This is a genomic window from Hymenobacter sp. BT730, from assembly GCF_030542105.1.
Lineage (GTDB): Bacteria > Bacteroidota > Bacteroidia > Cytophagales > Hymenobacteraceae > Hymenobacter.
Genome location: NZ_JAUOFB010000001.1, coordinates 1487117 through 1507805, shown reverse-complemented (window position 1 = coordinate 1507805; position 20689 = coordinate 1487117). Strand labels below are relative to the sequence as shown.

The window sequence follows — 20689 nt, the reverse complement described above, 5'->3', positions numbered from 1 at the left end:
GCGGCTTACGCCCACAGCAGTACCGGCCCACAAGCTGGTACTCCGCACCCTACGCCGCAGTGACTATAAAGCTGTGCGCGACATTATGGACAAGGTGTATTCCAATATGGAAGGCGCCTGGGCGCAGGACGAATACAATAACCTGCTGCGCAAATTTCCCGAGGGACAGATCTGCATCGAAGATAATGGCATGGTGGTAGCCGCCGCCCTGGCCATTATTGTGCAGTATTCCGATTTCGGCGACCGGCACACGTACGCCAAAATAACCGGCCTTGGTAAGTTTGACACCCATAACTCCGATGGCGACACGCTCTATGGCGTGGACGTGTTCGTGGACCCGGAATACCGCAGTTTGCGCCTGGGCCGCCGCTTGTACGACGCCCGCAAAGAGCTGTGCGAGAACCTGAACCTGCGCGCTATGGTGGCCGGCGGCCGTATTCCCGGCTACGCAGCGTATGCCAATGAAATGACGCCCGCCAAGTATGTGGAGATGGTGCGTAACAAGGAAATCACCGACCCCATCCTCACCTTCCAGCTCTCCAACGACTTCTATGTCCGCAAAATCATTCGCGGCTACCTGCCCTACGACTCCGAGTCCAAGGCATTTGCCACGCTGCTGGAGTGGATTAACGTGTACTACGATGAGGATGTAGACAAGCTCATCGGTAACACGAAGAGCAACGTGCGCATTGGCATTGTACAGTGGCAGATGCGCGCTACCCGCTCCCTGGAAGACTTGCTGCAGCAGATTGAGTTTTTCGTGGATACCGTGTCGGGCTATAAGTCTGACTGCGTGATGTTCCCGGAATTCTTCAACGCCCCGCTCATGGCCCTCACCAACGAGGATTCGCCTTCGGTAGCTATTCGGGCTATGGCGGCCTTCACCGAGCCTATCAAGGCGAAGATGATGGAGCTGGCCGTGAGCTATAACATCAATATTGTGGCCGGCTCTATGCCGGTGTATGAGGATGGTAAGCTGCACAACGTGGCCTACCTCTGCCGCCGTGACGGTACGGTAGATGAGCAGTACAAGCTGCACGTAACCCCCGACGAAGCCTCCTACTGGGGCATGCGCGGCGGCGATAAGCTGAAGTGCTTCGACACTGACTTCGGCAAAATTGGCATTCTGGTGTGCTACGACGTGGAGTTCCCCGAGCTGGCGCGCATGCTTTCTGATGAGGGCGTGAAAATCCTGTTCGTGCCGTTTTGGACCGATACCAAAAACGCCTACCAGCGCGTGCGCATCTGCGCCCAGGCCCGGGCCATTGAAAACGAGTGCTACGTGGCCATTACCGGCTCAGTCGGCAACCTGCCCCGCGTAGAAAACATGGACATTCAGTACTCGCAGAGTGCCGTGTTCAGCCCCTCAGACTTTGCCTTCCCCCACGATGCCATCGTGGCCGAAGCCACCCCCAATACGGAAATGACCCTCATTGCTGACCTGGACCTGGACCTGCTCAAGGATCTGAATACCAGCGGGGCCGTGCGTAACCTCCGTGACCGGCGCAAGGACCTTTACTCGCTCAGCTGGACCGTGAAAAAGTCGGACCGCGACGAGGAACTGCTGGCCCAGGGTAGCGAGGAGCGTCATCCTCGGGTAACCAAGCGCAAGGCTATTGCGGCCGGGTAAAACCGAGGTTTGCTCAGCAAGAACCCCTACCCGAAGCTAGCCAATTAGCTTCGGGTAGGGGTTCTTTTGTTGACGCGAATGGATAAGCTTAACAGTTGTAAATACTGGCTACTTTTGAATTCTCTATACATCGTTATTCTGTTCGGTACCTATGAGGTTACTTCTACTTGCTTTCTGCTTATTAAGTACGTTACGGGGGTACGCCCAGCCTCCCAAAATGAAACCTGGGAAGAATCAATTCGAAAAGGGGAAGCTTGCCGCCAATCGGCCGGTGGGGGTGTGGGAGTATATTGATTACAACGGCAAGACCGAACTCACCTTCGACTATGACTCAAGCCGGATAATTTATATACGGCCGGATACCACGCGCTACTGGCTTAAAGTAGATACCACCTGGCAGCTGGTGCGGCCAATGAGAGCACCGCGCCTGCTGGGCAGCCGGGAACATGATTTAGCCCAGATTGGCCAGAGCATCCGATACCCATCCGCAGCCCTCAGATCAGGAACGGAGGGCACGGTGCTCATCTCCTATATTGTAACGCCCACCGGACAGGCCCAGGACTTTCTGATTGAAAATGGCCTCTCGCCCGCCTGCGACGAAGAAGCCTGGAAGGCCCTGCGGGATAATTTCAACGTCTGGATTCCGGCTATTTACCGGGGCAAGCCAGTCCCTGCCCGGTTCTACCTCATGGTTACGTTTCGCATGGTTGGCTCCGAGCAGCGCAGGAAAGAGTCAGACAAGGAAATGGAGGCACTAACTGCCGGTAAAAACGTGCACTTTGTCGACCACGTGGTCGTCACGGCCTTGGGTATTGAACGCAAAAGTGGCACTTCCCCCTTACCCAAACCATAATTTTAACCAAAACCAAGCTCCGAACAGTTGCCAGGCATAAGAGGACAACGCTTGGTTTTTCCTTTCATCAATGCTGGGTTTCGGCTGGGTTAGCTTTTATTGACTAAACTTCGGGGCCGATATCCTTGGCTTTTTTTACTAACTGATACCGATCCCCCCCTATGAAACGTATCTTCATCACAGGCGCTAACCGGGGCCTTGGCCTGGAGCTTACCCGCCAATACCTGGAGCGCGGCGACCAAGTGTTTGCCGCTAGCCGCACGCCCGATTCGGCTACTGAGCTGCGCGCCCTGCGTGCACAATACCCCGACCGGCTGACCCTGGTTGCCCTCGACGTTACCGACCCGGCTTCCATCAATGCGGCCCGCAGAGCGGTAGAAGCCGTTACCGATGGCCTGGAGGTGTTGATCAACAACGCCGGTATTTACCCCGGCGCTGGGGCCGATGGGCAGGCTGCTTCCCAGCGGCTGGGCGCACTCACGGTTGAGGATGCCGTATCCGTAATGAAAACCAATGCTATTGGCCCGTTGCTGGTTTCGCAGGAGTTTCTAGGTTTGTTGAGAGCCGGCAAGAAAGGCCGTATTATCAGCCTGTCCTCAGGCCTGGGCTCTCTCACGTGGAAAGCCTCCGGCGACCCCTACCACTATAGCGCCAGCAAAGCCGCCCTCAACATGTATATGCGCGCCCTAGCCGCCGAAATTGGCAACATGGGCCTGATTTGTATCCTGGTAGACCCCGGCTGGGTACGGACGGATATGGGCGGCTCCAGCGCCGCCCTGCCTCCTTCCGATTCGGCCAAAGGTATTATTCGCTTGGCCGAGCAGCTGCACGCGGAGGAAAACGGGAGCTTCGTGACTTGGCGCGGTGAGCCGGTGCCGTGGTAAGTATTAAGTAAACCTAGAATCAGCTAAAGCAAAAAGCGGAGGCAGGCCATCAGGCTTGTCTCCGCTTTTTTTTAACAGACGCTATATAAGTTTTATCCGTGAGTGGCGGCCAAATGAGCATGGTCGCGGATGATGGTATGTAGAAAGGACTCGTCCTGTAAATCGGTGTGCACACCAGTCAACTCTTTCACTTTGTTGGCCGCCTTATTCAGCAGCATATAATTCTCCCGGGCTACCGCTTTGTGAAGAAGTACCCGCAGGGTAGCCACATCGTGGTCAGCGAGCAGGGCCGCTTGCGGGAATACTACCTGGTACCCTTCAATCGGGCTGATAGGCGACAGTGGATTGTCGCGACGTAGGCTGGTGTTCACTACGCTGGTACCAGCGGCTAAGTCGCCAATGCGCTGCCCTTTGCCGTTCAACAGCACCACCATAACGGCCACGGCCCCGCTGAACATGCCCATATCGACAATGCGCAGCAGCCAGCGCAGCAAATAGTCACCTATCCCGGGGCGGGCACCATCCAGCCGAATAACTTTGATATTGCGGGCCTTTTTGCCCGGGCTTTGGCCATTCAGCAATACCTCACAAGCCAGGTTGTAGAACACAAAAGGCAGGCCGGCAAAGATGACCATTATGATGACCAAAGTTGTGCCATTGATTTTGGCCAGGGTAAGGCCCAGTCCCAGCAGGCCAATCCAGCCAAATAGAATCAGGTTATCAATAATACAGGCTACAATTCTGTCGCCTACGCTGGCTACTTCATACTCCAGCGAAACGTTTTGGGTAGTGTGAACACGAATAGTACTCATTGCGGCTAATAACTAGACAGATATACAAGGAAAAGTACTGCAACTTACAGAAGTTAAATCAGCTTCAAAAATTACAATCTCCACCCCTGAAGCCTGCTATAAACCCTCTATATTTGCTCTGGAGCCTCCTTTGGTTTCTTTATCCTGCGTGACTTATCCTTGTTTTTGGGGTTGATTTTATGCGTGAAGCAGTATTTCTGCGGCAGAATGAGGCTAAATGGCGGCACTATGAAACTGCGCCCCCTGGCTCCCCTGATGAGTTGGCAGCACGATTCATTGAGCTAACCGACGACCTGGCTTATGCCCAGACGTTCTATCCGGCCTCGCCTACCACCCAATATCTCAACGACCTTACCGGCAAGCTGCACCAGCACTTATATAAGAACAAGCCCGAGCATACGCACCGGTTCGGATTGTTCTGGCGGCGGGAACTGCCGTTGTTGGTAGCCCGGCACCATCATACGCTGGCCTGGTCTTTGGCCATTTTCGTGCTTTGCACGCTCCTGGGCGCGCTTTCTGCCGCTTACGATGATTCCTTTGTGCGCGTGGTGCTGGGCGACGCCTATGTAAACAGCACCCTGGAAAACATTGCCAAAGGCGACCCAATGGCCGTGTATAAAGGACAGAGCGAAACACCTATGTTTCTCTTCATCACGGCCAATAACATTAATGTGGCCCTGATGACTTATGCTCTGGGCGCCACGCTGGGGCTGGGAACGGTGTTTGCCCTTTTCCGCAATGGCCTGATGCTGGGCTCCTTTCAATACTTTTTCTACCAGAAAGGGGTACTCCTGCCCTCCCTGCTCACCATCTGGATTCATGGCACGCTGGAAATATCGGCCATTATTCTGGCCGGCGGGGCTGGGCTGGTGATGGCGCGGGGCATGCTGTTTCCGGGCACCTATTCCCGCGCCCACGCTTTCCGCCAGAGTGCCCGCGACGGACTGAAGCTGGCCATTGGGCTGGTTCCCATTTTCATAGTAGCGGGCTTTCTGGAAGGATTCGTTACCCGCCACACCGAAATGCCTATGGCTGCCAGCCTGGCCATTATTGGAACTTCGGCCGCTTTCATTGGGTGGTATTTTGTGGTGTACCCTTACCGGCTGGCCCGTCAAAAAAACCTCACTTCTTAACGACTTTATTCTTTACAGCTTTTCTATGCAATCAACCTTTACTCAGGAAATCGATTTTCGGCAGGAGCGGGACTTTGGAGCGAAGATTAGTGCCACGTTTGAGTTCCTAAAAGCCCACTGGCGCCCGCTGGGCAAGTGTTTTGTCTATTTTGTGCTGCCGGCGGCGCTTTTGATGGGCGTAGGCATGGGCTTGTTCACAAATGCCACCTGGAACCAGCTGGCTAACGCTAAAAATGGCGTTCCTACTGTGCAGCCGGCCTTTTCTGTGTTGGGCATTGCTCTTATAGTGTTGGGTGGTCTATCGGCAATGATTCTGCTCTTGGGCACCTTGTATGGCTACATCAGCCTGCGGATGGCATTGCCGCCGGAACAAACGGTAACGCCCCGGTTGGTCTGGAAGAACATTGTAGCAAAGCTCGGTCGGGTTTTTCTGGGCTTTCTTCTGGTAGGGGCAGTTTTTGGAGTGATGGTATTAGGGCTGGGCTTTCTTTTGATGAAAATACACCCCATGATGTCCATACCGGTTATGTTCATCTTCATGTACCTGTTTGTACCCCTGACCCTGTTCTATCCGCTGCTCTGGCTGGAAGATGACAACGTAATCAGCGCATTGCAACGCAGCTTCCGCCTTACGTATGGCCATTGGTGGTCTACCTTCGGGCTGTACATGGTCATCAGCATACTACAGGTGTTATTGGTATTTGTATTTGCCCTGCCGCAGTATGCAGTTCTCATCGGCAAAATGATGAAAGTACCCGGGCTGGAATCCGATGTTCTGGGCGTTATAGCCCAGTGCATTTATGTGATGGGGCTAATGGTTACTTATGCCATTCCGCTTACCGCCCTAGTATTCCAATACTTTAACCTGGTAGAAAAGCGCGAAGGCTGGGGCATGTACCTACAGGTTGAGGCGCTGGGCCAAACCAATGCGCCGATAGTCGCTAACACTTATTACCGCGCCGACGACGAAGGCGAATACTAACCTCTCCGCCTGTCCAATTCTCCTTTTTGTGCTATACCAATCCGCCATTCCGGGCTTAACAAACCGTAGATCAGCCAAAGGGCTGTGTCTGCTGTGCTTGCTATGGCTGCTGGCCGGTGGATTTCCCCTTGCTTCCGGCAAGGCGCCCACTCCTGCCCCTATCTACAGCCTGCCCGCCGACCAGTCGGCGGTTATTCTGCGGAAGCCAAGGGCGGCTCGTTTGCGGGAGTTTCGGCGCCAGCGCGCCTTTCAGTATATCCAGATAAAAAGTGAGCAAAACGCCTGGGACCGGTTCTGGCAGCGGCTGGCAAACTGGCTACAGGAGTTGTTGCGCACCCCTGTGGGCCGTATCACCTGGAAGTATGGCGTATATGCCTTCATGGTTGCGGCGCTGGTATTTGCGGTATTAAAGCTGCTGCAGGTAGATGTGACGAAGGCCTTTGGCAGAGCACCCAAGCGGGCGGCGCTGGCTTACGATACCACCACGGAGAATATCCATGCCTTGGATTTCACCGCTTTGCTCACAGAAGCGGAAGCTAAAGGAAACTACCGCCTGGCAGTGCGGCTGGGCTACTTGTTCGTCCTCAAACAGCTCACGGACCGCAGCCTGATTCAGTGGCAACCGGACAAAACCAACCACGATTATCTAACGGAGCTTACCACCACTCAGCTGCGCGCCGGTTTCCAGGAGCTGACCCGACAGTTTGAGTACGCCTGGTATGGTGAGCAGCCGCTCACCGCCGAGCAGTATGCGCTGGTCCGCACGGCCCGCCTGGGCTTTCTCCATCAGCTGACTAGTAACCGCGCCGCCTGATGACGACTTTTCGCTGGTATTTGCTGGGGCTCACGGCGCTGTTTGCGGCCTATGTAACCGTGGAGTACTACCGCCCCAAGCCCCTAGACTGGACCCCTACCTACCAGAACAAAGACAAGATTCCTTACGGCACCTATGTGCTCTACGACCTGCTGCCCGAGCTAATGCAGGTGAATCAGCGGGAAGTAACTGCCGTGCGCGTTCCGGTCTATACGCAGCTCTACGGTAACGCTCCGACCGAGGCTGCACAAGTGCTGGATTCCTCAAAAGCCACTCCGGCACCTACCGAGCCCGCTTTACCGCCCACTGCGAAGGCTACTTATTTATTCATTAACAAGGATTTCAGCATCAGTCCGACAGACAGCCGCGCCTTACTGCGGCATGTAGCGCAAGGCAATCAGGTATTTATTGCCGCCGAGGAGTTTAGCAAGACGTTTCAGGATACGCTTGGCTTTACTACAGCCGCTATAGCAGGCAACATACAGTTCAAAAAGGGCACACCCCAGGACTGGCTTGCTGATTCTGTCTCCATCCATTTCACTAATGCTGGCCTGCGGCGGGCAGCGGGGGCAGCGTTTTACCTGCCGCAGTTGGGGGCGTCCTACCGCATTCAGCCCGATAGCACCTTGGCAGGTGCTACCCAGTTGGCGGCGGCCGCGGACGGACAACCCGTGCTGGTGCGCATTCCGCACGGCCGAGGCGCATTCTTTATCTGCACGCTTCCGCAGGCCTTCACCAATTACTTTGTGTTGCAACCACGTACTCATAACCTGGCATTTGCGGCGCTTTCCTACCTACCCAGCAACCAGGCGGTATGGTGGGACGAATACCAGAAACAGGGCCCCTTAGGCGAGCAGTCTTTGCTGCGGGTATTGATGGCGCACGATGCCCTGCGCTGGGCCTATTATCTGCTGCTGGTCAGCGCGCTTCTGTTTGTAGTGATTGAAGCCCGCCGTCGGCAGCGCGTTATTCCAGTGCTCAAGCCCCTGCCCAACACCACGCTGCTGTTCACCCGCACCGTAGCCTCCCTGTACCAGCAGGGCGGCAACCATGAGCGCATCGCCGAGAAAAAAATCAATCTATTCCTGGAGTTCCTGCGCACCCGCTTCCAGGAAACCTCCACCGACCTCAACGACGAAGCCTTCCGGGAGCGGCTGGCTCAGAAAGCCGGCATGCCCCGCTCCCGTATCGACGAGCTGATTCGTCGGATTCACTTTGCCCGCACGGCCCCCACCGTCACCGACCAGCAACTGCTGCTGCTCAGCCGTTCTTTGGCCGCCTTCCGGCGCGATGCCCGTTAACTTATTTCCTCTATGACTTCTGATTTCTCCTCCCCAGACACTGATTCAACCACGATTCCGTCGGCGCTTCCTGAAAACGAACTGGCATCTACTAATAAAACGGAAACTTCCTTTGGCTCCCGCACCGATTTCAACCAGCTGCAAACTGCTGCTACCGCCATCCGGCAGGAACTGGGGCGCATCATTGTAGGCCAGCAGGAATTGATTGAGCTGCTGCTGACGGCTATTCTGGCCAATGGCCACGTGTTGCTGGAAGGCGTGCCGGGCGTAGCCAAAACTCTTACGGCCAAACTCCTGGCCCGCACCCTGGATGTACCTTTCAGCCGCATTCAGTTCACCCCGGATCTGATGCCTTCCGATGTGCTGGGCACTTCCATTTATCGGCCTAACAAAGCAGAGTTTGAATTCCGGCCCGGTCCCATTTTCGCCAGCGTAGTGCTGATTGACGAAATCAACCGAGCGCCAGCTAAGACGCAGTCGGCGCTGTTTGAGGTGATGGAAGAGCACCACGTGACGCAGGATGGCGTGACCTACACCATGCAGGAGCCCTTTATGGTGCTGGCCACTCAAAACCCGGTAGAACAGGAAGGCACCTACCGCCTGCCGGAGGCCCAGCTGGACCGCTTCTTATTCAAGATCCACATTGGTTACCCCTCCACGGAGGAGGAAGTCACCATTCTGCAGGGCCACCATGCGGGCCGGGGCAGCGCTATGCTCTCGGCGGTACAGGCTGTGCTTACGGCTGAGCAGGTGGCGCAACTACGGCAGCAGGTTCAGCAGCAGCACGTGGAGCCCAAACTGCTGGAATACATTGCCCGCATTGTAGGCCAGACGCGGGCGCACAAGTCTCTGTATCTGGGCGCTTCTCCCCGTGCCTCTCTGGCATTGCTGAACGGTGCCAAAGCCCTGGCCGCCCTGCGGGGCCGCGACTTTGTGACGCCCGAAGATGTCCAGTATCTGGCCCCGGCCGTGTTGCGCCACCGCATCCTGCTCACACCAGAGCGCGAGATGGAAGGCACCACGCCCGATGAAGTAGTGAAGCTGATTCTGCAGCAGATTGAAGTACCCCGCTAGGTTGTAGCCGCTCGATTCTGCTTTCTCACCCGCTTTGCTTTCTGGCTCTTGACGTCCTTTTTCCTCACTAAGCGCCTTTTCCTGCTGCTGGCCTCTCTAATAGCCGGGCTGGTGGTAGCGTTTTTCTGGCCCGTGCTGCTGGCGCCCATACAATTGGCGCTGGGGCTGGTAGTACTGCTGGCTTTGCTGGACGTGGCCTTGCTGTACCTGCCGGGCTCTAACGGCGCGGGACAGGTATTCGGGCGGCGTGTGATGGGTGAGAAGCTGGCCAATGGCTCCGACAATGACGTAGCCATCTACCTCGAAAATCACTACCGGTTTCCCATTCAAACCGAAACCATTGATGAGATTCCGCATCAGTTTCAGCGGCGCGATGTGCTGTTTCGGGTAAGCCTGGCCGCCGGCGAAACCCAGACCATTCACTATCAACTGCGCCCCGTGAAGCGCGGCGAATACCAGTTTGGGGCCGTGCACGTGTATGTAGCCTCGCCTATCGGGCTGGTGCGGCGGCGTTTTCGCTTTAGTCAGAACCAGACGGTACCGGTGTACCCCTCTTTCCTGCAGATGCGCCAGTACGAACTGCTGGCCATTCACAACCGCCTCACCGATGTGGGCGTGAAGCGCATTCGAAGGGTGGGGCACAGCATGGAGTTTGAGCAGGTGCGTCCCTACGTGCCCGGCGACGACCCACGCGCCATCAACTGGAAAGCCACGGCCCGCCGTGCCGGCACTGGCGGCACCGATGCCCTGGTGGTGAACCATTTCCAGGATGAGCGCGCCCAGCAGGTGTATTGCCTGATTGATAAGGGCCGGGTAATGCGCATGCCGTTCGAAGGCCTGAGCCTGCTGGATTATGCCATTAATGCCACGCTGGTGGTCAGCAATATTGCCCTGCTCAAGCACGACAGAGCCGGCCTGTTTACCTTCTCCAACCGCCCCGGCGCCATGCTGCCCGCCGACCGCCGTAGCGGCCATATGCTTAAGCTGCTGGAGATACTGTACCGACAGAAAACCAAGTACCTGGAAACAGATTTTGAGCTTCTGTACGCCACCGTGCGGGCCAAAATCCGGCAGCGCAGCCTGCTGATTCTTTTCACCAATTTCGAAACCCTGAACGGTCTGCAACGGCAGCTGCCCTACCTGCGCCGTCTGGCTAAAGACCACCTGTTGCTGGTCGTATTTTTTGAAAACACCGAGCTGCATCAGTTTCTGAATACCCCCTCGCAATCTACCGAAGACGTTTACAACCAGACTATTGCCGAGCAGTTTGCGCAGGAGAAGCGGCAGATTGTACTGGAGCTGCAGCGCTATGGCATTCATGCCCTGCTCACCGCCCCGCAGCACCTCACGGCCAATACCATCAACCGGTATCTGGAGTTTAAGGCCCGGGGGCTGATTTAAGCCCGGCAGGCTGGCATGAAGTTCGAAGGGCTACCCAAAACCGCGCTGTCCCGTATCTTTCAGCGCTTCTGTTCCCTTGTGTAGCCTATGCTTCTGCGCCTCCGCATCTTTGCTCTTTCGCTGCTTTTCCTTTTTCCGGTCTTTCTACTGCAGGCACAGCCTGCGGCCACCCGCAACCTAATGCCGGTGCCCGCCGAGCTGAAATGGGGCAAAGGCCGTTTTGTGGTAAAGCAGCACTGGCGCGTGCTGCTCCCCGCCAGCCCCGCTGATTCTGCCGTAACGGCCGCGGTGCAGCGCTTCAATTTCTGGCTGATTGAGCGCACCGGGCGCCCGAGCCTGGCCTTTGCCCAAAGTCAGCCTACCCAGCCCACCGAGCTGAGCATCCGGTATGGCCGCTCTGGCAAAGTAATGTTGGGCGAAGATGAGTCGTACACCTTGCGCGTCACGCCGATTGGCGTGGTGCTGGAAGCGCCCACCAGCCTGGGCATTCTGCGCGGGCTGGCTACGTTGCAGCAGCTGCTCACTGTAGAGAAAAAGACCTTCTATTTCCCGGAGGCCGATATTCACGACCGTCCCCGCTTTGCGTGGCGCGGGCTGCTGATTGATGCCGCCCGGCACTTTATGCCGGTGCCCGTGCTCAAGCGCAACCTGGATGCCATGGCCGCCGTGAAGCTGAACGTGCTACATTGGCACCTCACCGATGATCAGGCCTTTCGGGTAGAAAGCCGCGTGTTTCCGCGCCTGCATCAGGCCGGCAGCACTACGCCCGGCTTCTACACCCGCGCCCAGATTCAGGAAGTACTGGACTATGCCACCGCGCGGGGCATTCGGGTAATTCCGGAGTTTGATGTACCTAGCCATACCACCAGCTGGCTGGTAGCCTACCCGCGCCTGGCTTCTATTGATACCGTTTACACGCCCTATCAGAGCTTTCGCACCTCCAATATTGCCCTCGACCCTACCCGCGAAACCACCTATAGCTTTATCGACTCCCTGTTTGCGGAGATGACGCAGCTGTTTCCCGACCCGTATTTCCATATTGGCGGCGACGAGAACGATGGGCGGCAGTGGCGGCGCAACCCGCGCATTGCTCAGTACATGCGCGCGCAAGGCATGCTCACCCCCAAAGGCCTGCCCGATAAGCACCAGCTTCAGACCCAGTTCAACCGCCGGGTGCTGACCATTGTGCAGAAGTACAACAAGAAGATGATTGGCTGGGACGAAATTCTGGGTCCGGGGCTGCCGCCTGATGCTGTGATTCAAAGCTGGCGCGGCAAGAAGGGCCTTTTCGATGCTGTCAAAGAGGGTCACCCGGCCCTGCTCTCCAATGGGTATTACCTGGACCTGAACTTCTCCGCCGCCTCCCACTACCTTACTGACCCGCTACCGGTTGACGCCCCGCTCACGGAAGCGCAGAAGAAACTGATTCTGGGCGGTGAGGCCACCATGTGGGCCGAGTTTGCCGATTCCAATATCATTGATAGCCGCATCTGGCCCCGAGCCGCCGCCGTAGCGGAGCGCCTGTGGTCTGCCAGCACGGTGACCGATGTACCCGATATGTACCGCCGCCTGGCCGCCGTATCAGCTCAGCTGGAAAACCTGGGGCTACAACACCGTCAGGCTCCGGAACAGCTCTTGCAACAGCTGGCTGGCTCTCCCGATGTCACGCCCTTACGTACCCTGGCCGAAGTGCTGGAGCCTGTGAAAGAGTATAAGCGGCATTTCCAGGGCTTCATCTACACGCCCCAAACCCCACTAAACCGCCTGGTAGACGCTGCCCCCGCCGAATCAGAAAAAGCCCGGCAGTTTGGGGTGCAGGTGGATAGCCTGCTGGCATTAATAAAAGCCAACCAAGGCAAGCTTCCCCGCACCGCCACTACCCGCCGATTGTTCAATAGCCTGCGCAGCCAGCTGCAAACCTGGCAGCTAAACGAGGTGCGCGTGCAGCCGCTACTGCAAACATCTCCCAGCCTGCGCGAGTACGCCCCGCTTTCTACTCATCTGGCCCAGGTGGCCTCATTGGGCCTCCTTCGACTGGCGCAATTGGAGAAAGATCAGCAGCCCCCCGTAGGCTGGCTTACCCCCTTGCAAAAGCAACTGGATGCCGCCAAGGCGCCAGCCGGGCAAACGGAACTGGTGGTTGTGGAGCCTATCAAACGCCTGTTAAGTCAATAATCCCACTTTAAATAAATAGCCCCGCTACAATCATGTTTGTGGCGGGGCTATTTGCTGAAAATGGATCCGGCCGCTAGGTCTTTAAAATAACACCGAAACCTGCATACGGCCCGTGTGTACCGGGCTTAGCCCATTTGGCTTACGGCCATCATAGCTGAGCGTTAGGTTCAGGCCATTGCTTAGGCGCTGCTCGGCGTTCAGGTTCCAGGTGAGGTTGTTGCCGGGGCGCAATGCATTCAGGATTTCCAGGCCTACAACGGAGGATATTTCGCCCTCGAACCCTACCCGCACCAGGCGCGTGGCCGCCGTTACGGTGCGTTTTCCTACCTGACTGAGCCGGGTTTCTATGCCCAGCTCGTCAAACACCCCGCGCGCGTCCGGGTCGGGCCCGTCGGCCAGAGTATTGGCCTTGGTGGTGTGCAGATACGTGCCGGTAAAGCGGAGCGTGTTGCTAGGCTGATAGCTCAGCTCGGGCGCGAATTCATACAACAGCAGCCGGTAGTTGCGCGCACTCAGGTAATCAGAGGCCGTTTCCCGGATACTGCGAGCCGTAACCACCCGCGCGGTGAACGACTGCGCCAGCGTGCGGCGCAGCAACAGGCTTTGACTGGCCAGGTTGCGGATGTCCGTTCCCTGCGCCAGCAGTACTTTTTGCTGGGTTTGCTGCACGGTAAACTCAGCACCAAAAATTGGATTGGATCGGTTGAAGTACAGCGTATTGCGCAGCAGCTTATTCAGACTTAGCAACGACAACGCTTCGGTCTGCAGCGCAAACGGATTCAGGCGAGAGCTCAGGCTTTTATCCGTGGTTTTTCGGTCCAGCGTAACGGAGGTGAGGGCCGAAAAACGGGCGGCAAAGCTGCGCAAACCCGGCTGCTCCCGCCAGCTGGCCGGTGCCGTGGTATTCAGGCGGTAACTGAAGCGGTTGGTGAAAGCCAGCAGGTAATCATCCGTCGGCAAAAACACCTTGATGTGCGTGCGGTACTGCGCATCGGGGGTCTGGGCTTCAAAGAACTCCTCCTTTTCCTCCCGACCATTGTTGTTGGCGTCGCCGCCGTAGAAGTGGGTGCCCTGGCCGTTGGGTACAGGCAGAAAGGAATAGTCCCGCTTCAGTTCCCGGCCCGAGGCCACGCTGTAGCTTAGCTCGGAGCGCAGCACATTCTGCAGCAGACTGGCGTTCCAGTCCAGCTTACCCAGCACGGTGCGCTGGCGGGCAGAGTCGCGGGAGGCCAGGTCCCGGTAGGTGGCCAGCAGGTTCAGATCCTGCTTTTTGCCCAGGCGCGTGGTCAGGCTGCCCTGCCAGGTTTGGGCGCGGCCCCGCTCCTGCAGGCTGTTTTGCTCTGGGTTAGGTGTTTGGTCGCGGCGGTAGCTGTAGTCCAGGCGGAAGCGGGTGCGCGCGCTGTCCTGGCTTTGCAGGAAAATGTTGTGCTCGTCGAAATAGTTGGCAGAGGTCAGGGAGTCACCGGAAGGCAGAGCCACGCGGTTTTTATCGAAGCGGTAGGCGTAGCCCGGCACCAATGGGCCGCGGGTGTAGCGTGCCTGTGCTTCGCCTCGTGCCCAGCTGGAACGCCGCCGACCTACCTCCGAGTTCAGCAGAAACAAGGCGCTGCGCAGCTCTACGTCGCCTACCTCGCGGGCCACATCCAGCCAGTGCTGCACGCCATTTACCTCGCCGGCGCGGTAGCGCCGGCTCAGGCGGTAGGTGAACTGGTTGTCGGTATCTTTCACGGCCCCGGCCGAGAAGTTAAAGATGTTGTCTTCACGGGGTGGGCGCTGCGTGCCGTTGCCGCGCACAGTGCTGGTGGTGCTCCAGTTGCGGTCAAACTCAATATCCCGATACCGGTCTATCGGCGCAAACAGCTTGCTGGTATACTCATAGTCCATGGTGCTCCGGAACTTATAGTTCTGCAGCACCGGCAGGTTCATGGGGCGGTCCACCACAGCATAACCCACCCGGAAAGCCCGGCCCTGATCTGCCTGCGGTGAAAAGCGGTTCAGATCGAGCTGCGACGAAGCCAGATCCACAAACACCGTGGCCGTCGAATCAACCCGTAAACTAACACCCGCCGATATGACCTGCTTTTGCAGGGGCGTGGGCAGGCGGCGCACGGGCTGGTAGTTACCCTGCGGCACCCCGTTGATGGGCGCCACGTACTCAAACACCCGGCCGTTGGCACTCACGGCCGTGGAGCTCAGCACGTAGTCGCCGCGGTTATTGCCCACGTTGGTAAAGCGCACGTTGTACACGCCGCGCGTGGAGTCTGGTGGGTAGGTGAAGATGGCTGTGCTTTGGCCCGTCAGAGTATCAGTTAAAACAGAGCGGTTATACTGCACCTGGCGTCGGTCGTAATTGGTCGAGTCGCCGCCGGGCACGTCTACAATGCTCACGTTTTCGCCCACGTTGCGCAGCAGCTCCCGTTCGTCTTCTTTCAGGTCGAGGTTGGGTGAGTTGTTGGGGTTGTCGGCTTCGCGGTAGTAGTTGGCGTGCACGCTCAGGCGGCCCAGCTGCTGATAATGACTCAGGTGTGTGAGCGAGCGGGCGTAGTTGAAATCAGAATACTCAAAATCGATGCGGATGCGCGAGTTGCGCGTGATGAGGTGCTTGGGCGAAAACGTCACCTCGGCCTGGTTATAGTCAATGATATAGTCGAAATCGAAACCACGGGTAAGCAGGCGCCCATCCAGGTACACCCGCTCGGAGTTAGCCAGCACAATGATAAACTGCTCGCCGTTGGGCCCGCGCAGGCGGTACGGGCCCTGTACGTTTTCAATGGGTGTTATTTCAATGGAAGCAAACTTGCCCTTGGCTACGCCCGCGGCCACACTGGTAGTAGCGTAGCGGCCGCGCCCCAGCACCGTGGAGGTGGTGGCCGTGGTGGGCGCGGCCTGGGCAGGAATGGTACTGTTGCCGGAAACATCGGCGCTGCGGCCTGCTACCCCCATCGGCAGCTTTCCAAAATTGGCTTCGATAGCCGCGCCCTGAATGTTTTTGTAGAAGCGCAGGAAGTAATCAGGCTTGCTGCGCAGCACTACGTCGCCGGCCGTTAGGTTCCAACGCGGGTGCGTCAGGGTCACATAAATCCGGTCGAACTCCTGTAGCTGCTGGGTGTTGCCTTCGGGCTGAAAGGGTACGTTCTGGTCGGAAATAGCCGCTGTAAGCTGCACCTGCTCCGTCAGCTGCCCTTCCAGCTGCAGGTTTAGGGAGGAGTTAACGAAGACGTTCTGCGTGTTGCCAAAAGATATACCCCGGCTCAGGTTGCCGGTTTTGTTGATGCCGGGCGTGGCCAGGATCTGCTCCTTCACTGTGAAATCATCGTAGCCAAACGGCCGGCGCGGAAAGCTAATGCTGTCCATCTGGCTGCGCGGGCGCTGAAACCGGGGCGCCGCCAGCCGCAGCGGCAATACGCGGTAACAAACCAGCACGGAATCCAGGCGCGGGCTGGGCAGCACAATGTCCGGCTCGCCGGGATTCAGGGCCGGGTAGCGCGTCCGTTCCCGGATAAAACGGTACTGATCCGTGCGGGCATCATAGGCCACTGAGCGGCCGTTGATACTCACTGAGGAAGGTACCACCGTCAGCGTATCAGATAGCTGAAATAAGGTGGTATCCCGCGCCGGTAGTAGTCGTACCCACTGGCAGCGCCGCGAGTTGGGCACCGTCTCCGCTCGCTGCTGCCCCGCTGCCTTTTGCAGCGGACTTAGCAGCAACAGCAACCAGCCCAGAAGCAGAAAGCAACGCGGAAAGCTGCGAGTCATAAGCGCGGGTTGGATGGCAGCAGTGGCAACAGGCCGTACAACGCGAAGTACGGGATTATTCGTGCCCGGCAAACTAAGTCAGGCAGGCTTTACGCCGGGGCCAGCGGCAGCTCAATGTAAAACGTGGTGCCGTCCCCCTCCTGGGTTTCAAACCAGATGTTTCCCCCGGCACTCTCGATGCCCCGCCGGGCTACGGCCAGCCCAATACCCGAGCCCGTAACTTTCGTGGTGAAGTTGGGCACGAAGATCTTTTCCTGCACGGCCAGGGGAATGCCCCCGCCATTGTCTTTGATGCAGATGCGCACTTTATCGGAGGCGGGCTGGGCCAGCAACACCTCAATTTCCGGGCGGCGGTCTTCCGGCACGCTCTGAATGGCGTTGATAAGCAAATTGTTGAAGGTGCGCACCAGTAAATTTTCGTCGGCGAAGACCAAGAAAGCACCTTCCTGCAGCCCATCGGGCATGGTAAGCTGCACTTTACCTCCCGTAGAGCTATCCTGATGCAAGGCCACGCAGCGCCGCAGAATGGGCACGATATCCAGGCGCTCGGGGCGCATGGCGGGCAGGTTGGTAAACGTGCTGAAGGAGGTAGCAATGTCCGAGAGCACATCAATCTGGGTGATGAGCGTCTGGGAAATCTTGCCAATCAGCTCTTCGGCATTTGGCCGACGCTCGGCAATGGCTTTCTGCAGAAACTGCAAACTCAGCTTCATGGGCGTGAGCGGGTTCTTGATTTCGTGAGCTACCTGCCGGGCCATTTCGCGCCAGGCGGCTTCCTTTTCTTGCGCCGCCAGCTCCTGCTTACTTTCCTCAAGCTTCAGCAGCATGCCATTATACTCGCGCACCAGCAGGCCAATTTCGTCCGAGGACTCATAGGAAAGCAGCTCATTTTGGCCAGTAAGGGTGGTGTGCTTGAGCTTTTCGGTTATGAGCTTAAGAGGCGTAGTAAGGATGCGGGAGGCCACAAAAGTGAGCACCAGGAAGAGGATGAACATCACCGTGAAGATGTTCAGAATGGTATCTACCAACTCAATCAGCTTGGTATCCAACTCCTTTTCCGAATCGAAAAACGGAATGCCCACATACCCCATGACCGGCCCTAAGCCCGGCTTAGTGGAAGGCATGCGCAACGGGAGGTATAGTGCATTAAACGAAAGGCTGCCCGCCTTCTCAGAAAGCAGCACCCGGGGCTGTGCCCGCTCATTAAGCGCCTTAATAGCTTGCGGATTCATCAATGGGCTGAGCAAGCCGCTCTCAAAAATGAGTGGCTGACTGCTGACCAGCAACTCTCCGTGCTCATCGTAGAGGTTCAGGTCGGTTTCGGTGAGGTTGGCTACCACTTCGGCCACATCTGTGAGTTTCTCGCGGCCGGTAGAATCGGCCAACAGGGCGCGGTTTTTTAGTAGGTTATCCTGCACGGCTTTGCCGCGCCGCTCATAGCTATGCAGCAGGTCGTGCTTATAGGACGAGGTGACCTGGCTGGCAATGGCCACACTGACGACCAGCAGCGGCACCAGAATACCCATGTTCAGGAAGAGTTGGATTTTGGTGCTGAAGTTGGTGCGCAGCATATGCGGATAGCGTCCCTTGGCCAACAGATACGCCAAAATGCATAGCAGCCCAAAGAAGGTATGCAGCAAAAAGAGGAAGGAGAAGTTGGCAAACCAGCTTCGGAAGGAATACTTGGGCGTACTGACGACAATGGTTCGATCCTGAGACCCATGAATACCCAGATGGTGCGTCCCGGCTACGGTAATGCCGGAGGTATACAGGTGCGGGTCAGCCAGTTGCTCGGGTTTCAGGTCATTGCCGTAGTCAAAATCCCCTTCGCTATACACCAGTCGTTTATCCTGATAGCCAGCATAGCTGAGTTCAGGCCCGAGACCGGGCTGGAAGAACTTCTCGTCTACCAACAGCTCAGGAACCAGGCTATTGGTAGTCAGCTTTTTCAGTACCAGTTCCAACACAATGGTAGCTGTGCCAGTGCCCCGGGTTACGGGTACCGGGACAAACAATACATATCGCCGTGAGCTGAATGTGGCCCCGTTATGAATCAGGTACAGGTTAGGCTGATCGGTGGACATAGCACCGGCCAATAGCCGCCACCGTTTACGGCGTAACGGGGCTGCCAGGCTATCCTCCCCCAGGGGCCGCCCGGTAGGATCAAACAGCCACACCGTGGATTCGTACTTATCGAAATAGTCACGCAGATAGTACTTAACAATCTTTTGGCGTACCACTTCCTGATTATCGAAAGGACTGGCTAGTTTGGCCTGCAGAAGTGGGTCACTGGCCATTTCGCGGGCGCGCTCGGCCAGCAGAAACTCTCCTTGTAGGTCATTGTCCAGCAACAGGTTTCCAGCCAATTTTTGCTTGGTTTGAATTAGCTGGCGGTCGAAGTGCTCGTAGAGCGCCAGGGCACCTACCGTAGCGCTCAGGCCTACCATTAGAAACACAAACAGGTACAACTGGTAGGGTACTACTGCTGAGAGCTGGCGCAACCCGGTCAGGCGTAGCGTAAAGAAGAAGGCCAGCGTCAGCCCCAGCAAAGTCAGCGACGGCAACTCCAGGGTCAGGCCTAAAATCAGCCAGAGCAATGCACTGGTAGCTAATAGCCCCAAAGCCAGCTTTTTGGTAGCCGGGCGCATAATAGCCACAAAAACCTGCGCTAGCATGTAAAAAACCAGCAGAAAGCTGCCCGTATGCAGCACAATAGCCAGCAGCAGCAGCAGCTTGAAACCGGATAGCTCAATGCTTTGGGTAATATCCAGCACCAGTTGGGAGTTGGTGAAGGTGCTGGCATAAAACTCATACAGCGTGAGCAGCAGGGCATAAAAAAGCAGCACTGTGGCCGTGCCAATCCCGGCTCGTTCCCGCCAATCCTTTAGGTGCCAGATGCGGCGCATCACCCCAAAGCGCCGGAAAAGCCGGAGCGCATAGATTACAATCAGCGCCAGCAGCAAGGCGTTTATCAACAGGTCGCCCAAGGATGGCGACAGCCAAGATGCCGCGTAGACGCGGGGGTCAAACAGCTCTAGCTCAATAAACGAAAACGGCAGGCCCCAGTACAGCAGCACCGCCCGAAATACCACCAGGGGTAGCACCACTGCTGCTGCTCCGGCCAGCAACCGGCGCTGCTGAAATAGCCCGCGCGCCAGCTTGCCCCAGCCAGCCAGATAGAAACCAAAGCCAAGCAGCAGCAGCCCCAGCGGCACATATTTCCCCGTAATGGGGTTAGGATGTACGCTCTCTAATGAAAACAGATAGGTGCCATCGGCGGAGTACAGCCGGGGTAGGCTGGCACGGGCATTTGCGGTAACAATGCGTAAATCCAGCCCCCGGAACAAGGCCCTTTCGGCACCCTCGCGCAGGTAGCGGTTGCTGATACCGTAGCGCCGCTCCAGAGGGATATATGTCAGAATGGTAAAAGCTCCAGCCTGCCGGCGCAGCACCAGGTACCGCCCAAACTTCATATCCACGAGCTTTTCGTGGAATGTCTGGTTGATGTTATCCGGATCGGGGCGGGTGGTATGATCTGACCAGTAGAGCAGCTGCGTACCCCGATAAATAAAGGTGGGGTAAGTGCTGTTCCTGAGTAAAGACGTGAACGTGACGCCACCGTGCTGCACCTCTGCCGCTATATTTTCCGCATCTTCCTTGGCCGTCAGTTCGGCCTTATGCAGCAGCGTTTGCAGTTGGGCCGCTTCCGCCCGCAGCAGCACATCCGATGCCAGCCCGTAATGGTTTCCCACGTAGGCCCCCAAAAAGCACAGGGCTGCCAGAAGCAGTAATACTAACGGAGATTGACGGAGAAACTTCAACGGTAAATAGCTAAGCAGCCGGAGCTGAACGGGCAGATAGCAGGGGTTGCTAA

At 57.0% G+C, this 20689-nt stretch carries 13 protein-coding genes; 10 read left to right on the top strand and 3 right to left on the bottom strand.

Annotation, left to right across the window (positions count from 1 at the left end; translation table 11 throughout):
* The first annotated feature begins 85 nt into the window (after nucleotides 1–85).
* The 3 genes from Q4G72_RS06505 to Q4G72_RS06495 all read left to right on the top strand — a co-directional run bounded on the left by Q4G72_RS06505 (nucleotide 86) and on the right by Q4G72_RS06495 (nucleotide 3367).
* Complete coding sequence (locus Q4G72_RS06505) at nucleotides 86–1630, top strand: bifunctional GNAT family N-acetyltransferase/carbon-nitrogen hydrolase family protein (RefSeq protein ID WP_303310690.1); 1545 nt, start codon at nucleotides 86–88, stop codon at nucleotides 1628–1630.
* A gap of 217 nt (nucleotides 1631–1847) precedes the next feature.
* Nucleotides 1848–2483 (top strand): energy transducer TonB, encoded by a 636-nt coding sequence (locus tag Q4G72_RS06500; RefSeq protein ID WP_303310591.1) that lies wholly within the window; start codon nucleotides 1848–1850, stop codon nucleotides 2481–2483.
* A gap of 161 nt (nucleotides 2484–2644) precedes the next feature.
* Complete coding sequence (locus Q4G72_RS06495) at nucleotides 2645–3367, top strand: SDR family oxidoreductase (protein ID WP_303310590.1); 723 nt, start codon at nucleotides 2645–2647, stop codon at nucleotides 3365–3367.
* Between the two features lie 92 nt (nucleotides 3368–3459).
* Here Q4G72_RS06495 and Q4G72_RS06490 read toward each other — a convergent pair whose 3' ends face one another.
* A complete protein-coding gene (locus Q4G72_RS06490; protein WP_303310589.1) occupies nucleotides 3460–4179 on the bottom strand; it encodes an RDD family protein in 720 nt (239 codons plus the stop codon).
* Between the two features lie 179 nt (nucleotides 4180–4358).
* Here Q4G72_RS06490 and Q4G72_RS06485 point away from each other — a divergent pair, with 179 nt between their 5' ends.
* The 7 genes from Q4G72_RS06485 (at nucleotide 4359) to Q4G72_RS06455 (ending at nucleotide 13059) form a co-directional block, all read left to right on the top strand.
* Entirely contained in the window at nucleotides 4359–5312 is a 954-nt protein-coding gene (locus tag Q4G72_RS06485) for a stage II sporulation protein M (protein WP_303310588.1), read from the top strand.
* A 25-nt stretch (nucleotides 5313–5337) separates the two neighbouring features.
* Complete coding sequence (locus Q4G72_RS06480; RefSeq protein ID WP_303310587.1) at nucleotides 5338–6294, top strand: hypothetical protein; 957 nt, start codon at nucleotides 5338–5340, stop codon at nucleotides 6292–6294.
* Nucleotides 6295–6322: 28 nt separating this feature from the next.
* Complete coding sequence (locus Q4G72_RS06475; protein WP_303310586.1) at nucleotides 6323–7108, top strand: DUF4129 domain-containing protein; 786 nt, start codon at nucleotides 6323–6325, stop codon at nucleotides 7106–7108.
* Nucleotides 7108–8409 carry a DUF4350 domain-containing protein gene (locus Q4G72_RS06470; protein ID WP_303310585.1) on the top strand — a complete coding sequence of 434 codons (1302 nt, stop codon included), beginning with the start codon at nucleotides 7108–7110 and terminating at the stop codon, nucleotides 8407–8409. The genes Q4G72_RS06475 and Q4G72_RS06470 overlap by 1 nt, the downstream gene beginning before the upstream one ends.
* A 12-nt stretch (nucleotides 8410–8421) precedes the next feature.
* A complete protein-coding gene (locus Q4G72_RS06465; protein WP_303310584.1) occupies nucleotides 8422–9483 on the top strand; it encodes an AAA family ATPase in 1062 nt (353 codons plus the stop codon).
* 48 nt (nucleotides 9484–9531) lie between these two features.
* On the top strand, nucleotides 9532–10884 hold the full coding sequence (locus Q4G72_RS06460) for a DUF58 domain-containing protein (protein WP_303310583.1): 1353 nt from the start codon (nucleotides 9532–9534) through the stop codon (nucleotides 10882–10884).
* An 87-nt stretch (nucleotides 10885–10971) separates the two neighbouring features.
* Nucleotides 10972–13059 carry a beta-N-acetylhexosaminidase gene (locus tag Q4G72_RS06455; protein ID WP_303310582.1) on the top strand — a complete coding sequence of 696 codons (2088 nt, stop codon included), beginning with the start codon at nucleotides 10972–10974 and terminating at the stop codon, nucleotides 13057–13059.
* Between the two features lie 81 nt (nucleotides 13060–13140).
* Here the strand turns inward: Q4G72_RS06455 and Q4G72_RS06450 are convergent, their stop codons facing one another.
* Nucleotides 13141–16815: a DUF8818 domain-containing protein gene (locus tag Q4G72_RS06450; protein WP_303310581.1), complete on the bottom strand. Its 3675-nt coding sequence runs from the start codon at nucleotides 16813–16815 to the stop codon at nucleotides 13141–13143.
* 89 nt (nucleotides 16816–16904) lie between these two features.
* Nucleotides 16905–20636 (bottom strand): sensor histidine kinase, encoded by a 3732-nt coding sequence (locus Q4G72_RS06445; RefSeq protein ID WP_303310580.1) that lies wholly within the window; start codon nucleotides 20634–20636, stop codon nucleotides 16905–16907.
* Between the last annotated feature and the right edge of the window lie 53 nt (nucleotides 20637–20689).

Bases quoted from the DNA above. Each gene is read 5' to 3' on its own strand.
- Q4G72_RS06505 (WP_303310690.1), top strand. From the start codon at position 86: ATGGACAAGGTGTATTCCAATATGGAAGGCGCCTGGGCGCAGGACGAA.
- Q4G72_RS06500 (WP_303310591.1), top strand. From the start codon at position 1,848: ATGAAACCTGGGAAGAATCAATTCGAAAAGGGGAAGCTTGCCGCCAAT.
- Q4G72_RS06495 (WP_303310590.1), top strand. From the start codon at position 2,645: ATGAAACGTATCTTCATCACAGGCGCTAACCGGGGCCTTGGCCTGGAG.
- Q4G72_RS06490 (WP_303310589.1), bottom strand. From the start codon at position 4,179: ATGAGTACTATTCGTGTTCACACTACCCAAAACGTTTCGCTGGAGTAT.
- Q4G72_RS06485 (WP_303310588.1), top strand. From the start codon at position 4,359: ATGCGTGAAGCAGTATTTCTGCGGCAGAATGAGGCTAAATGGCGGCAC.
- Q4G72_RS06480 (WP_303310587.1), top strand. From the start codon at position 5,338: ATGCAATCAACCTTTACTCAGGAAATCGATTTTCGGCAGGAGCGGGAC.
- Q4G72_RS06470 (WP_303310585.1), top strand. From the start codon at position 7,108: ATGACGACTTTTCGCTGGTATTTGCTGGGGCTCACGGCGCTGTTTGCG.
- Q4G72_RS06465 (WP_303310584.1), top strand. From the start codon at position 8,422: ATGACTTCTGATTTCTCCTCCCCAGACACTGATTCAACCACGATTCCG.
- Q4G72_RS06455 (WP_303310582.1), top strand. From the start codon at position 10,972: ATGCTTCTGCGCCTCCGCATCTTTGCTCTTTCGCTGCTTTTCCTTTTT.
- Q4G72_RS06450 (WP_303310581.1), bottom strand. From the start codon at position 16,815: ATGACTCGCAGCTTTCCGCGTTGCTTTCTGCTTCTGGGCTGGTTGCTG.